Below are 14,787 nucleotides of genomic sequence, written 5' to 3'. Positions count from 1 at the left end.
ATCCGTCGAATGGTCGATTCCGCATGTGGCTCACTGGATCGAAGGGACTACCCGGCTCGCTACCGCCGGACGACGTCCACGGGTGGTCCGCGCGACCACGATGAAGACCCAAGCACCCCATCCGAGCCGCCCGCACCTCCCCCGCTCCGCTCCCCGCGTCCCCGCACCCCCTTCTCCCCCCATCCGCCGCCACCGGCTACCAGCTACCGGCCACCGATCAGGCGCGCCCCTGCCGAACCGCCCACGGCCCAGCCGCCGACAGCGGAGTCGCCGCCGGTCGGGTCGGGTGCGGGTGGAGCCGTCGCGAGCCGTCGCGCGGGCCCCGGACGCGTACGGGGACGGGCCGCTGGGGGCCAGGACGGGGGGCGGCCCGGTGGGAGCCGGTGCGGTCCGGGCGGGAGCCGCGAGGCGTGACGTGGGGAACCCGCCCCGCGTGCGCCGCGGCTGCTGAGACGAGAGGCCACCATGTTCGCTCGACTGCCCATCGGACGCGCCCGGCCGCCGGCCAGGTCGCACACCGAACCGCCCTCGCGACCGGCCGACCAGCCAGCCACACACCCGCCCTTACGCCCGGCCGCGTCGCACCGGCCGGCCCGCCACCGCGCGGCGATCTGCGCCCTGGTCTGTTCGGCGGCGCTCACCGGCTCCCTGCTGCCCGGCACGGCTACGACCGCCGGCGCCGCCGTGCCCTGGCCGCCGACGCCCGCACTGCACGCCCCGTACGGCCCGACCTTCCTCCCCAACCTCGATGACGACCAGCGCCGCTGCACCCTGCGCCCGGGCGACCTGGACCGGCTCGACGTGGCCGTCGACCGGCGGCTCGCCGCCTGCAACGACGCGGCCAACGACGTCGTCGACGGCCCCGCGGACGTCAAGGACCTGGCGCCGCTGCGGACCGACCCGCTCCGGGTGAGCGACGGCGCCACCGGCACGGTCACCGTCCCGGCGGGTCAGCAGCGCTTCGTACGACTCTTCGTCGAGCGCGGCGGGAAGCTGGTCGTCCTGCGCTTCGGGGAGCGGCTGCGCGCCGAGGAGTTGCGGGCCGGGGTGCAGCTCGCGATCGAGGGCCGGGACATCGTGCGCGACCCGGCCCGCTGGGACGGCGGGATCACCCTGACCCTGTCGGTCACCGACGGCGGCGCCACCGGCCACGACCGGCTGCGCATGCGCGTGGCGCCCATACTGCTCCAACACGACCTCCAGCGGGCCCAGCACGTGTTCGCCGCGGCCCCCGGCCCCGGCGCCGGCATCCCCACCGAAATCCCCATCTCCGATCGGCGCCCCGGTCAGTGGCGGGCGTTCGCCGACACGCTGCGCACCGCGACGCGCGCCGCCGGCCTGCCCGATCGCGCGCTGCGCTTCACGGCCGGCACCGACCAGTGGTGGCGGGACATGTGGCGGCAGGACGTCGCGGAACCCGGCTACGCCGTCCTGCCCACCCCGGGCGGCGGCCAGCACACCATGCGCCTGCTGCTGCGCTCGCCCAACCACTGGACGTCAGCCGACGGCCGCGCCGCCAGCCTGCGCCGCTCCGGCCGGCTGCTCTACCGCGACCTGCGCGGCCCGGACGTCGGCGTGGTCCAGCAGTACACGACCGACCGTGACGCCAGCGTCGACGAGCTGCTGAATTACACCGGCAACGTGGAGGCGCTGCCCCCGTACGCCGGCTACCCGAACGGCCGCATCGTCTACGGCGCGACGGCCGCCCGCCGCCCCGATCCGTCCTTCACCCGAATGCTGCACGCGCAGGCCCAGCCGCCCGTGGTGCTCGATACGAGTTGGCTGCTGGTCGGGCACGTCGACGAGACCTTCCACGTGGTACGCGCCGACAACGCCCGCGGCTGGACGCTGGCCGTCTCCGACCCCAGGCTCGCGGTGCGGCTGCTGCGCCGGGCGCAGCAGGCGGGTGCGGGTGGGGGCCGGTTGTTCACCGGCACCGAGGTCCCGGGGCGCGACCGGCCGACGGTGGACGAGCTGTTGGCCTCGGCAGCGTTGCGCGCGGAGAACGAGGATGTGGCGCGCCGCATCGACCGGCAGGTCGGCACGCTGCTCGCGGCGACCGGCCTGCGGGCGGATGAGCTGATCACGCTGCCCGTGCTGTACGGCAAGATGCGGCTGGCCCCCGACCAGCCGCACCGCGCGTACGCCCTCACTCCCGCGCTCGCCAACGGCCTCTCCCTCACCGCGCGCGACTTCGCCGCCCCCGTCCCGCACGGCCCGAAGGTCGCCGGCGTCGACCTGTTCCAACGCGAAACGGAACGCCGGCTGGCCGCCAACGGGGTACGGGTGCGCTGGGTGGAGAACTTCTCCTGGGCCCATCTGGGCGGCGGCGAGGTGCACTGCGCGACGAACGCACTACGCGAGGTGACACCCCCGAGGACCGCCCGCCCCGCGCCTCCCCGACGCTGACGCCCTTCCCTCCCCACCACGCCGCCCACCAGGGCAGACACCACGGCCGTGCCGCGTCCCGGACCCATCGGGGCGCGGCACGGCCCTGTGCCGCGGCTGGGCGCGTGGCACCGTTCGGAGGGGGCTGAGCGGAGCTCGGAGGGCAGGACGGGGGTCTGACGGACCGGGCGCGGATCGGCGAGGGATCGGGTGAGGGATCAGGCGGGGGCCGGGCGGGCAACGGGTGAGTGGCGGGCGGGCAACGGATGCATGGGGCACGCATGAGGGATGCGTGAGGGATGCACCCGTGGCACGGCCGCTCCCGTATGGGGTGTATATCCTGTTCGACGGTTCCGTCATATGTGCGAGGAGGAGGTGAGGTCCGCCATGAGTGGTGAACCCCCTAGTCGCCCGCCGCGCGGCACCACCGCCGGCCGCAGCTAGACCGGGCCCGCGCTCCGCGGCCCGCATGCTGGCCCGCGGTGGCGCTCGCGCGTGCGCCTGGAGTCCCCCAGCCCCGCGACCGTAAGGACCGACCATGGCCGAGCGCCGCAGCCGTACCCCCCTCTCCGCGATGACCGCGCGCCGCAGCGCGCGCAAGGGCGCGCCGGAGCCCGCCGCGCGCAGCGCGCAGCCCGCGGGCGACGAGCCCGCGAACGGTGGCCGGCGCCACTCCTGGCTCCGGCCGACCGCCGGCCGCGGCACCACGTCGACCACCCGGAACGCGCCCGACCGCGAGGCGCGCGGCCCGGCCCCGGAGGCTCCCAGCCTGATCGACGCCGCGCTCTACCGGGACGGCCTGCGCATCGGCTCGCCCACCAGCCTCGCCGAAACCTTCCGCGAACTGCGCGAACTCCCCGGCTCGATGGCGTGGATCGGGCTGCACCGGCCGAGCGAGGCGGAACTCCTCTCCCTGGCCGGCGAATTCGACCTGCACAAACTGGCGATCGAGGACGCGCTGGAGGCCCATCAGCGCCCCAAGCTGGAGCGGTACGGCGAGACCCTGTTCGTCGTCCTGCGGGCGGCGCGCTATCTGGACGCGCCGGAAGAGGTGGAATTCGGCGAACTGCACCTCTTCGTAGGCCCCGATTTCGTCATCACCGTCCGCCACGGCGCCGCCCCTGACCTGTCCGCGGTCCGCACCCGCATGGAATCCACGCCCGAACTCATCGGACTGGGTCCGGAGGCGGTGCTGTACGCCATCCTGGACGATGTGGTGGACGGCTACGCGCCGGTGGTCGAAGGCGTCCAGAACGACCTGGACGAAATCGAGACCGAGGTCTTCCGCGGCGACCCCGAAGTCTCCCGCCGCATCTACGAACTCTCCCGAGAGATGGTGGAGTTCCAACGCGCGACCCGCCCTCTGGTGGGCATGTTGCAAGCGCTGATGGCCGGCTTCGACAAGTACCGCACGAACGAAGAACTCCAGCGCTACCTGCGCGACGTCGCCGACCACGTCACCCACACCAGCGAGCGCGTAGACGGCTTCCGCTCAGCACTCACCGAAATCCTCGCGGTCAACGCCACCCTGGTCACCCAACAACAGAACGCAGAAATGCGCGCCCTGGCCGAAGCGGGCTTCGAACAGAACGAAGAAATCAAGAAGATCTCGTCGTGGGCGGCGATTCTGTTCGCCCCCACGCTGGTCGGCACGATCTACGGCATGAACTTCGACCACATGCCGGAGTTGCACTGGACGCTGGGCTACCCGTTCGCGATCGTGCTGATGGCCGTGGTGTGCACGAGCCTGTATCTGATCTTCAAGCGGCGGGATTGGTTGTAGGGGGGTGTCGGGGGTGGCTGTCGGGGCGGGGGCGCCTCCTACCGCTGGCGGCGTTCGGTATCGGCGCACGACGCGCCTGCGCCCAGTCCCCCACCCCCAAAGAATCACCCCACCCACCCGAACAAGATGCGCCCCCGGCGATCCCCAGGAGAATGGGTTTCGTACGCCCGTGATGTGATCCGAGAGCGAGAGGGATTGATTCCTCATGGCCGTCGCCGACACCGCGATGAACCTCACCCGGGCCGCCCACGTTGGGATCTCCGTATCGGACCTGGAAACCGCCATCGACTTCTACCGGGCGCTGACCGGGCGGGAGCCCGTGGTGGCGAACGAAACCATGCACAGTGTGCCGTTCGGGCGGGCGCAGGGGCTTTCCGATGCCAATTTGCGGTATGCCACGATCAATATCGATGGCCTGGGCATTGATCTGATCGAGTTCCAGGAACCCGTGGGGTTGCGCACCAACGGGGCGGCGAACCGGCCCGGGTCCATGCACCTGTGCTTCAAGGTGGACGATTTCGACGCGGTGTACCAGCGCATGAAGGAGGCGGGGTACGAATTCCTCGGCAAGGACTACACGTTCATCGCCGGCGAGGTCACCCCGGATGCGGCGCTCGGCACCAAGGTCGCCTACTTCAACGACCCCGACGGGACCAATCTGGAGATCATCCAGCCGCAGGGTGGCTTCGCCAACTAGCAGGCGGGCCGCGGCGTACGGGCCCGCTCCGCTCCCGCCGTGGTGCGCGGGGGGAAAATGCGGGTGCCGGGACGGGGCGCGGCGCCTACCCTCGGGCCATGCCCAGCGCCCCCAGCCCCGCCCTCCTCAACGTCATCGACGTCGAAGCCACCTGCTGGGACGGGCAACCGCCGCCCGGCTCGGTGAGCGAGATCATCGAGATCGGGTTGACCGTGGTGGACCTCGCGGCGCGGCGGCGGGTGTCCCGGCACGGGATCGTGGTGCGGCCCGTCCGGTCGACGGTGAGCGACTTCTGCACGGCCCTGACCGGGCTGACGCAAGCGGAGGTGGGCCGGGGCGTCAGCTTCGCCGAGGCGTGCCGGCTGCTCGTCGATGAGCACGGGGCCGGGGAGCGGCCGTGGGCGAGTTGGGGCGAGTACGACCGCCGGCAGTTCGCCCGGCAGAGCCGGGCCGACGGGGTGTCCTACCCCTTCGGCTATCCGACGGAACGCAGCCATACCAACGCCAAGGCCGTCTTCGCCAGCGCGTACGGACTGCGCAGGAAGCCCGGCATGAGCCAGGCCCTCCAGTGCGCCGGACTGCCTCTCGACGGGCGCCACCACCGTGGCGAGGACGATGCGTGGAACATTGCCGCGCTCGTCCTTGACCTGCTGGACCGCGGGGCGTGGCCGGCGCCAGCGGCGGCCGGGTAGAGCTGTACCGGCGCGGGCCCACCGGCTCGGGTGCCGGCGGGGCGGGCTAGATTCGCGGCATGAACGATGCTGAAGCCGCCGCACTGTTGGCCGGATGTGCCCGCTGCCCCTACCCAGGCGTGTGGCAATCCTCCCCTTTCGCGGAACGCTCGGTCAGCGGGACGCGCTATGCCCTGGTCGCCGTCGATCCAGAACTGAGCGCGCTGGCCCTACGGCGTGACGACGGCTCGCTGTGGTGTCTGCCGGAGGGCGATGCCGCCCAGTTCGTCAACTCCAGCGTTGCGGCGTTCGTCGCCTTCAACCGCGCGTACGAGGAGGCTGCTGCCGAAGCCGCCGCGTACGAGGGCCCCGGCGACGGGCTGGGCGAAGAGGAGGCCGCCGACCTGGCCGAGCAGGCCGCGGACGAGCTCACCGAAGCCCTGCTGGAACGGTTCGGAGCGCTCGATCCCGCGGCCGTCGCCGATGAGAACTCCTTCTGGCACATCGGCGCCGAGGAATTGGGCTACGGCATGAGCGCGTGAGGCACGGAGGGCCGGGCGGACGGCGGCTGGTGCGGCGGCGGGTGCGGGCGAGCACCTATCGCCCCTTCGGGGGAATCGTCAACCCCCACCCCGCCGGAGGACTACCGTACGGATGCGCCGCGTCACCCAGCGCGGTCTTCCGAGGAGGTCTTCCCGTGTCTTCGTCCTGCGATCCCGCCCTCGCCCCCGCCGGTGACGTGGTCACCGCGCTCCTGATGATCGACTCGCGACTCAAGTGCCTGCACGAACGCAAGGCCGAGATCGATCCCGAACAGCGGAAGATGATCGAGGAGTTCACCGCCTCCCTCGACCGCGAGGGGGCCAACGCCGTACTGGACGGCGCCTGCACCCTGATCTTCATGTACATGACCTGGCTGCGTTCGGCGTACGAGCGCCACGACAAGGACGTCATCGAGAACGTGGTGCCCCACCTGGTGGCCACGATGCGCATGATGCCGGCGAGCATCAGCCCGGAGGTCATCCCCACCATGGCCGGCCTCGTCATCGCCGCCGGCAACGACCTGAGCCCCAATCTGTGGCGCAAGCAGTACGGCGACTGGACCGATGCCGAGATGACGCCCCTGGAAGCCACCGCGACCCTGCTCGCCGAGCACATCAACGGCCTCACCGGCGACCCCGACTTCGCCACCCGCATGATCTCCGACGCGCTGGCCGCGGCGGGGTGAGGGGAACCACCGCACCCGTGCCTTCCGGTGGATTCCCCAACGCCCGCCCCACTGGGGCCGGTTCGGGACTCCGGTGGCTTCGTGGTCGCTCAGTCCTGCGTCAGGCCCCGGGCCTTGAGTTCCTTCTCGCACTCGGAGGGCACCGCGGCGTCCCAGGAGTACACCTGGGTGACGACCGCCTGTGCACTACCCGACCCCTTGGCGTTCGGGGCCGCTTCCGACGGGGGCAGGGCCCCGGCGCGGGCCTCCTCAAACGCCTGGATGATCCGTGCGCAGGTCCCGACCTCCGTGCCGTTGATCTCCACCGTTAATCCCTCGGAGTCCGGGCCACCCGTGCTCGGGCGAGCGGTGTCCGAGCCGATGTTGAGCGCTGCGGTGGCGCCGAGGCCGGCCAGGCACAGACCGGCCCAGACGGCGGCGGCGCGCCGGCCGGCCCTCATCTGCGCACCGCCGTGCCGGCCCGACCGGCGGCCGGGGCCACGGGTCCGCCGCCCGTGGCGGCGGTGGCACGGGCCCGGCCCGTCCTACGTATGTCCAGCATCCAGCTCTCCTCCGTCTGACGACGTTCCCGACCTCGCCCCGCCGCGTCCCGATCGCACCGGTTTCCGGTCAACTGCCGGCTGTGGCCCGCGCACTGGGCACCCCACACCGGCGGCTGCCGCATTATGCCCCGGGGCGCTGGGGGACGCCGGGGCGGGGCGGCGCCGGACGCGGCGTACGACTTCGACCGTGCCGCTCAGCGCGAAAGCCAGCCCCAGGCCCACGGCCATGCCGATGAGGTCGTTGTCCTGGAAGAGCGCGCCGCCCACGTAGCCGATGAGGACCGTGTACGTGCTCCAGCACAGGCCGGCGAACGCGGTGGCGGCGAGGTAGCGGCGCCAGGGGTAGCCCACCACGCCGGCCGAGAGCGTGACGAGATAGCGCCCGACGGGGATGAAGCGCGAGGTCACGAGGGTGTAGCTGCCGCGGGCGGCGAGTTCGGCGGCGATCCAGTCGTGGGTCCGCCGGCGCCTGGTGCCGGGCCGCAGGCGGGCCCGGACGCGTTCGGCGAGCGACCGGCCGATGACGTACGGGACCAGGTCGCCGAGGACGGCGCCGAGTGCGGTCGCCGCGATGCAGGCGGCCAGTTCGGTGTCGCCGTCGGCCGCGTACACGCCGGCGATGACGACGACCGGTTCGCTCGGGATGAGCGGAAGGAAGGAGTCGAGCAGCGACACGGCAATGAGCACCAGGTAGAACCACGGCGAGGTGACCAGCGAGGTCGCCAACTCCATCCAGTCGATCACCGCACGGCCCGCCCGGTGGGGGCGGTGGGGGTGGCTGGGGCGGTGGGGGTGACCAGTACGGCTGATGTGGCTGGTGTGCCGGCAGGCCCCGGCTCGGCCGGCTCCCGAGCAACGTGCCCCAGCCCGACGGACCCCGGCTCGGCCGATCCCGGCTCGACCGATCCCGGACCGGCATGCCCCAGCCCGACGGACCCCCCCCCGGCCGATCCCGGACCGGCATGCCCCAACCCGACGTCCCCCACCCCAACCGACCCCACCGCACCATCGCGTTCCGCCAGGGCCGCCGCCACCGCGTGCGTGCCCTCGGGGGCGAAGCAGAGGTCGAGGCCGGGGCGGGGGGGCGCCCCCCCCCGGGGGGGGGGGGGGGGCCGCCGCCCCGTGTTCGACGACGGTCGCCGCGAGCGCCGCCGCGTCCGCGAGGGCGAGGTTGGCGCCCTCGCCGGCGAAGGGTGACATCAGATGGGCGGCGTCGCCGAGCAGCGTGACACCGGGCCTGGACTGCCAGCTCAGGCCGATCGGGAGCATCAGCAGCCGGCGGGGTACGAAGGAGTCGTCGCAGTGGCGGATCAGGTCGGTCAGCGGGCGTGCCCAGTCGGTGAAGTGGCCGAGGAGTTCGCGCCTGACGTGGTCCGGGGTGCCGGTGCTGATGCCGGAGGTGTCCAGCCAGTCGTCGGGGGCGCGCAGGCCCACGTAGGTGCGGACGGAGCCGTCGCCGTTGCGCTGGGCCATCAGCGCCTTGCCGTCGCGGAAGGCGAACAGGCTGCCGCGCCCCACCCACCGGGCCAGCTCCGGCCGGCGGTGGTCCACGTCCGCCACGCTGATCTCGACGAAGCTGACCCCGGTCGAGGGGGGCACCGCGCCGGTGAGCAGCGGGCGGACCCGTGACCAGCCGCCGTCGGCGCCCACCAGCAGGTCGCAGGAGTGCACCGCGCCGTGCGCGAAGCGCAGCCGGTGGCGGCCGTTCCGCAACGGCACCGCCCGGTCCAGGGCGTGGCCCCACCGGACGGTGCCGGGCTCCAGCGCGTCGAGCAGCAGGTCGCGCAGCGCGCCCCGGTCGATCTCCGGCTCCACCGTCCCGGCGTCCTCGCTGCGTTCCTGCCGGTGCACGGTGCCGTCCTTGTCGACCAGTTTGAGGTCCTGGCCCTCGGGCCTGGCCACCGCCCAGTACTGCGCGAACAGGCCGGCGCTGCGCAGGGCCCGTTGCCCCGACGTGGGGTGGAGGTCGAGGCTGCCGCCCTGCGGGCGTGCGGTGCGTGAGGCGTCGCGCTCGTAGACGGTCACGGCGATGCTGTGGAGTTGGAGGATGCGGGCCAGGGCGAGGCCGCCGATGCCGCCACCGATGACGGCGATGGCCGGGTTCTCGTCCTCATATCGGTTGCTTCTGTGGCTTGTTGTCGGTCGCATTGCTTCGATTCGCTTTCTCTTGTGGGTTGTGGGTTGTGGGTTGTGGGTTGTGGGGTGCGGGCTGGCGTTGCGTTCCCGCTGGGGCGCGTACGGGGTGGGGTTGGCGTGCGCGGTGGGGGCTGGCCGGGTGCGGCGCGGCGCCCCCTCGGGGTCAGGGCACCTCCGCGAGGGCCGCGCGTACGGCCGGGTGCAGGGCCGGGGCCGCGGCCAGGAAGTCCGCACTGCCGAGGCGCCACGGGCGGCCCCCGGTGTCGGTGACGGTGCCGCCCGCCTCGGCGACCAGCAGCCCGCCCGCCACCAGCCCCGAACGGACGTCGCTGTACTGCCAGAACGCGTCCAACTGCCCGGCCGCCACCTGGATCAACTGCATGGTGGCCGGCACCGCGACCCGGGCGACCAGCGCGTGGCGCAGCAGGGCCGCGTACGAGGCGCCGATCCGGTCGAAGGTGGCCGCGTCCTCGCCGGGTGCGGCCTGGCCAGTGGCGACGTACGCGGCGGCCAGTTCGGTCTTGGCACTGGTCCGCAGGGGGCAGCCGTCGACGTGGGCGCCGCCGCCGCGTACGGCCGTGTACGTCTGCCCGGTGAGCGGGATGTGCACCGCGGCCAAGACGGGCTGGTTGTCGCGGACCAGGGTGGCCGTCACGGACCAGTCGGCCATGCCGTGTACGTGGTTGATGTTGCCCTCGACCGGGTCGGTGATCCACCACTCGCCGTCCGGCAGCGCGCCGCGGTCCAGTTCGTCATCGACCCAGCCCGCCCGGGGCCGCAGCCGCTCAAGCGGTGCGCGCAGCAGCCGGAGCGAGGCCAGGTCGTTGGCGTGCAGCGCGTCGAGCACGGCCGTCAGGCCGGTCAGCCGCTGCGGTGCGGCGAACCTGGCGTGCACCGCGGCGCCGGCGGCCCGTACCGCCGTCACCACCTCGGCCAACAGGGCTAGGTCTGTGGCGAGTTGACGGTTGTCGGTGGGGTCGAACGCCGGGCGGGCGGCGCTCTCCGGGTACGTGGACATGACTGTCTCCCTTCGGGCCGTTGGCCCAACTGGGGTGTTTTTCTTGGCAGTTGCCACGCTAGAAAGGCGGCTGGATTGTCGTCAAATGCAAGTTCGACACGCCTAAGATGACTGCCATGCAACTGGATTTGAATCTGCTGACCGCACTGGACGCCCTGCTCGAAGAGGGCAGCGTGACCGGCGCCGCCCAGCGGCTCCAGCTCACCGCACCGGCGGTCAGCCGAGCACTGGGCCGCATCCGCAGGGCGACGGGCGACCAGATCCTGGTCCGCACCGGCCGCACGATGACGCTCACCCCGCGGGCGCTGGCCATGCGGGCCGAGGTGCACCGCATCGTGCAGCAGGCACACGCCGTGCTCGCCCCCACCCAACACCTCGAACTCACCACACTGGAGCGGGAGTTCACGCTCCAGTGGCATGACGCGATCACGCACGCGGTGGGCCCTGCGGTGCTCGACGCGGTGCGCCGGCAGGCGCCCGGAGTGCGGCTGCGGATGCTGGCCGAGGCCCCCACGGACACCGCCGACCTGCGGCACGGCCGGGTGGACCTCGCCGTCAGCGCGACCCGACCGGCGCTGCCCGAGATCTGCTACGAACAGGTCGCCGAGGACCGGCTCGTGGTCGCGGTGGGGCCGCGGGCGCCGTACGGGGACCGGCTCACGCTCGACGCGTACGCCGCCGCCGACCACGTCACCGTCTCCCGGCGCGGCCGGCTCAGGGACCCCGTCGACGACCTGCTGGCCGCGCGGGGGCGGCAGCGCCGGGTGGTCGCCGCGGTGCCCACCAGCACGGCCGCGCTGCGCATGGCCGAGTACGGCGACGTGCTGGTCGCCGTGCCCGAACGGATGGCGAGCCCGGTGGCCGCGACGCTGGGGGTGCGGCTGCTGCCGCTGCCGCTCGACGCGGACCCGGTGCCGGTGTACGTCTCCTGGCACCAGCGGTACGAGGACGACCGGGCCCACGCCTGGCTGCGCGCCCTGGTGCGGGACGCGCTGCGGGCGGCGATGTCCGCTGCCGACGGATCCGCTGCCGGCTGACCCAGCCGGGTCGCGCCGGCCGGCGCCGCTGACCGCCCGTCCCCGCCCCGCCCCCACACCCGTCCGAACCAGCCCGCGGCGGACGTTCCACCACAAGCAGACTGCTGTTCATGCGCCGCTGGTGGGATGCCTGGCGCGTGACGCACCCGCGTCACCTCAGCACCTTGGAGGCGCGGATGAATCTGCTGGTCAATGGGGACGCCGAGGCAGGTCCTGGCGGCAGCCCCGAGCCGGTCGAGACGGTGACCGGCTGGCGGGTGGTGCAGGGGGCGCCGGCGCTGATCGGGTACGACGTCGGCACCGGCTACCCGACGCCCGCCGACCCCGGCCCGACGCCGCGCGGCAGCCGGTTCTTCTCCGGCGGCAACTCGCCCCGTACCGCACTGGTGCAGGACGTGCGGCTGCCGGCCAGGGGGCGCACCGGGCGGCAGGCCGTCGACCGGGGCCGGGTGCGCTTCGCCGTCGCCGGCTGGCTCGGCGGGTACGCGGAGCAGCAGGACGGGGTGCGGCTCTCGGTGGAGTTCCGCGACGCGCAGGGCACACCGCTGGCGCTGAGCGTGCTGGGCCCGGTGACCGCGGCCGAGCGCGGCAGCCGCACCGGCATGGTGGAGCGCACCGGCACCGGCACGGTGCCGCCGGGCGCGCGCACCGCCCGCGCCCTGCTGGTATTCACCCGGACCGGCGGCGGCACGTCCAACGACGGCTACGCCGACGCCATCTCGCTCACCCTCACCCACACCCGCGGAGGCCGGTCGTGAAGCTCAACCGTCGTGACCTGCTGAAGGCGGCTGCCGCCGCCGGTGCGCTGAACGTCGTCTGGCCGCTGAGCGCCGGGCTCACGCCCGCGCAGGCGAGGGAGGCCGCCGAGGCGCTGGGCGCCCAGTACGACCCGGCGCCCTTCACCCTCGGCGTGGCCTCCGGCGATCCGCAGCCGCACAGCGTGGTGCTGTGGACCCGGCTGGCGCCCGAACCGCTCGCCGCCGAGCAGAAGCTGCCCGAGATCGTGGAGATCGACTGGGTGGTGGCGACCGACCCGCGGCTGCGCCGGGTGGTGGCGCGCGGCGCCGTCGCCGCGGCCGCGCCGCGCGCGCCCAGCGTGCACGTGCCCGTGAACGGGCTGCGCCCCGGGCGGCACTACTGGTACGGCTTCCGGGCGCTGGGCAAGCGCAGCCGGGTGGGCCGCACCAAGACCGCGCCGGTGGGCCGCGCCCCCTCGGTGCGCTTCGCCGCCGCCAACTGCCAGGCGTTCCACGACGGCTTCTACGCGGCGCACCGCGGCATCGCGCGCGAGGACGTCGACTTCGTGATGCACCTGGGCGACTACATCTACGAGCACGGCCCGGTCGGCGGCGACCACGTGCGCGACCACAACGCGCCGCCGGTGTTCACGCTCGCCGACTACCGGGTGCGGCACGCGCTGTACAAGGGCGACGCCTCGCTGCGGGACGCGCACGCCGCCCACCCGTGGTTCCTGACCTGGGACGACCACGAGGTGGCCAACGACTACAGCGGCACCGGCGGCGGGGCCCCGTTCATGCAGCGCCGGGCCGCCGCGTACCAGGCGTGGTACGAGCACATGCCGCACCGGGACGCCGGCGAGTCGGCGCTGCCCGACCCGGAGATCCACCGGGTGCGGCGCTGGGGCGACCTGCTGGAGCTCACCATCCTCGACCTGCGCTCCTACCGCTCCGCGCAGAACCTGAAGGACGGCACCATCCTCGGCGGCCCGCAGAAGGAGTGGCTCAAGCGCGGCGTGGACCGGGCCGGCGACGCCTGGCACTGCTGGGCCAACTCGATCATGCTCAGCCAGCTCCGCGGCCGGCCCGGCGGCGGCTACATGTTCACCGACCAGTGGGACGGCTTCCTCGCCGAGCGCAAGGAGGTGCTCTCGCACGTGCAGCGGGCGCAGCTCGAAGACCTGGTGGTGATCACCGGCGACTGGCACTCGGCGTTCGTGGACGACGTGCGCCCCGACTACGACGACGTCTCGTCGCCCGTCATCGGCACCGAGTTCACCGCCCACTCGATCACCTCGGGCGCCTACAGCGCGGACTGGAACAAGACCAACGGCCCGCTGATGGGCGCGGCCAATCCGCACCTCCAGTACTTCGAGGGCAACCGGTACGGCTACGACGTGTACGAGGTGACGCCCCGGCGCTGGAGCACCCACATGCGGGTCATCGGCGACCGCCGCGACCCGGCGTCGCCGGTCTCCACGCTCACCACCTTCCACATCGACCGCGGGAAGGCGGGCGCGTACGAGGACAAGCGGACGCTCAACTCGCCGGCGCAGTACCGCAGGGGCGGCTGACGGGACCCGTGCGGCGGGCGGGGCCTCGGTGCGCGCCGGTGCTCGACACCGGTGGGCGCCGCGGGCCCCGCGCCGTGGGGCCGTACGGATCGACCCGTGGGCCCGTACTCCCGTAGCCGCGGTCGCCTACGGGGCGGGGCCCGCAGGCACGGACGGGGCAGGGCCCGCAGGCTCGTTCGGCGCTCAGGTCGGTGGGAGCGCCAGGTCCCGGTGGATCGGGGTGTGGGCGCCGGTCAGTGGGGTGCCGCTGCCGCCGCGGCGGGCCGCGACGATCTCGGCGGCGATGGACAGCGCCGTCTCCTCCGGCGTACGGGCCCCGAGGTCCAGGCCGATCGGGGAGTGCAGCCGGGACAGTTCCCGCGCGGTCAGGCCCGCCTCGCGGAGCCGGTGCAGCCGGGTCAGATGGGTGCGCCGGGAGCCCATCGCGCCCACGTACCCCACCGGCAGCCGCAGCGCCCGCACCAGTAGCGGCACGTCGAACTTGGCGTCGTGGGTGAGTACGCACAGCGCGGTGCGGCCGTCGATGCCGCGGGCCCACGCGCTGCCCCGGCCGTTGTCCGAACCGCCGTCCTGCTGCTGGCACCCGTTGGCTGGCCCGCTGTGCTGCCCGCCGTCCCGCCCCGGGTCCGCCGGGCGGTCCCGCTCGGCCGTGCTGGGTGCGGCGGTCTGCCGGTCCAGATAGCGGTGCGGCCAGTCGACGACCACCTCGTCGGCCTCCGGGAAGCGGCGGGCCGTCGCGAAGACCGGCCGCGCGTCGCAGACCGTGACCCGGTAGCCGAGGAAGCGGCCGGCCCGTACCAGCGCCGCCGCGAAGTCGACGGCCCCGAAGACGAGCATGCGGGGCGCCGGCAGGCTGGACTCCACCAACACGGTGACCGGCACCCCGCATCCGGTGCCGGCCGCGCCGACGGTACGGGTGGTGGTGCGGCCCGCTGCCAACAGGGCGGCGGCCTCCCGCGCCCCCGTGCGGTCCAGG

At 73.5% G+C, this 14,787-nt stretch carries 13 protein-coding genes; 9 read left to right on the top strand and 4 right to left on the bottom strand.

Features of this window, described 5'->3' with window-relative positions:
* Positions 1-465: 465 nt before the first annotated feature.
* The 6 genes from AAHZ94_RS05610 (at position 466) to AAHZ94_RS05585 (ending at position 6,767) form a co-directional block, all read left to right on the top strand.
* Positions 466-2,409, top strand: a complete 1,944-nt coding sequence (locus AAHZ94_RS05610; protein WP_349991023.1) for a protein-arginine deiminase family protein — start codon at positions 466-468, stop codon at positions 2,407-2,409.
* 517 nt (positions 2,410-2,926) lie between these two features.
* A complete protein-coding gene (locus AAHZ94_RS05605; RefSeq protein WP_349991022.1) occupies positions 2,927-4,171 on the top strand; it encodes a magnesium and cobalt transport protein CorA in 1,245 nt (414 codons plus the stop codon).
* Positions 4,172-4,376: 205 nt separating this feature from the next.
* Positions 4,377-4,868 (top strand): VOC family protein, encoded by a 492-nt coding sequence (locus tag AAHZ94_RS05600; protein ID WP_349991021.1) that lies wholly within the window; start codon positions 4,377-4,379, stop codon positions 4,866-4,868.
* Positions 4,869-4,966: 98 nt separating this feature from the next.
* Entirely contained in the window at positions 4,967-5,560 is a 594-nt protein-coding gene (locus tag AAHZ94_RS05595; RefSeq protein ID WP_349991020.1) for a 3'-5' exonuclease, read from the top strand.
* A 59-nt stretch (positions 5,561-5,619) separates the two neighbouring features.
* On the top strand, positions 5,620-6,081 hold the full coding sequence (locus AAHZ94_RS05590; RefSeq protein ID WP_349991018.1) for an SUKH-4 family immunity protein: 462 nt from the start codon (positions 5,620-5,622) through the stop codon (positions 6,079-6,081).
* Positions 6,082-6,236: 155 nt separating this feature from the next.
* Positions 6,237-6,767, top strand: a complete 531-nt coding sequence (locus AAHZ94_RS05585) for a hypothetical protein (RefSeq protein WP_349991017.1) — start codon at positions 6,237-6,239, stop codon at positions 6,765-6,767.
* A gap of 89 nt (positions 6,768-6,856) precedes the next feature.
* Here AAHZ94_RS05585 and AAHZ94_RS05580 read toward each other — a convergent pair whose 3' ends face one another.
* From AAHZ94_RS05580 to AAHZ94_RS05570, 3 genes are all read right to left on the bottom strand, one after another.
* Positions 6,857-7,207, bottom strand: a complete 351-nt coding sequence (locus tag AAHZ94_RS05580) for a hypothetical protein (protein ID WP_349991015.1) — start codon at positions 7,205-7,207, stop codon at positions 6,857-6,859.
* An 84-nt stretch (positions 7,208-7,291) separates the two neighbouring features.
* On the bottom strand, positions 7,292-9,457 hold the full coding sequence (locus tag AAHZ94_RS05575; protein WP_349991013.1) for a VTT domain-containing protein: 2,166 nt from the start codon (positions 9,455-9,457) through the stop codon (positions 7,292-7,294).
* Positions 9,458-9,608: 151 nt separating this feature from the next.
* Positions 9,609-10,463: an inositol monophosphatase family protein gene (locus AAHZ94_RS05570; RefSeq protein ID WP_349991011.1), complete on the bottom strand. Its 855-nt coding sequence runs from the start codon at positions 10,461-10,463 to the stop codon at positions 9,609-9,611.
* A 116-nt stretch (positions 10,464-10,579) separates the two neighbouring features.
* Between AAHZ94_RS05570 and AAHZ94_RS05565 the strand changes: the two genes are divergently transcribed.
* The 3 genes from AAHZ94_RS05565 to AAHZ94_RS05555 all read left to right on the top strand — a co-directional run bounded on the left by AAHZ94_RS05565 (position 10,580) and on the right by AAHZ94_RS05555 (position 13,811).
* A complete protein-coding gene (locus tag AAHZ94_RS05565; protein ID WP_349991009.1) occupies positions 10,580-11,500 on the top strand; it encodes a LysR family transcriptional regulator in 921 nt (306 codons plus the stop codon).
* A 137-nt stretch (positions 11,501-11,637) separates the two neighbouring features.
* Complete coding sequence (locus AAHZ94_RS05560; RefSeq protein WP_349991008.1) at positions 11,638-12,258, top strand: phosphoesterase; 621 nt, start codon at positions 11,638-11,640, stop codon at positions 12,256-12,258.
* Positions 12,255-13,811 carry an alkaline phosphatase D family protein gene (locus AAHZ94_RS05555; RefSeq protein WP_349991006.1) on the top strand — a complete coding sequence of 519 codons (1,557 nt, stop codon included), beginning with the start codon at positions 12,255-12,257 and terminating at the stop codon, positions 13,809-13,811. Before AAHZ94_RS05560 ends, AAHZ94_RS05555 begins: the two co-directional genes overlap by 4 nt.
* Before the next feature lie 183 nt (positions 13,812-13,994).
* On the opposite strand, the gene AAHZ94_RS05550 is transcribed toward AAHZ94_RS05555, so the two are convergent.
* Positions 13,995-14,787, bottom strand: a 793-nt coding sequence (locus AAHZ94_RS05550; RefSeq protein ID WP_349991004.1) for an XdhC family protein, incomplete at its 5' end; no start/stop codon positions are given.

Origin of the sequence: Streptomyces sp. HSW2009, assembly GCF_040240285.1 — a bacterium.
Taxonomy (GTDB): domain Bacteria; phylum Actinomycetota; class Actinomycetes; order Streptomycetales; family Streptomycetaceae; genus Streptomyces.
This window is presented reverse-complemented; position numbering and strand designations above follow the sequence as displayed.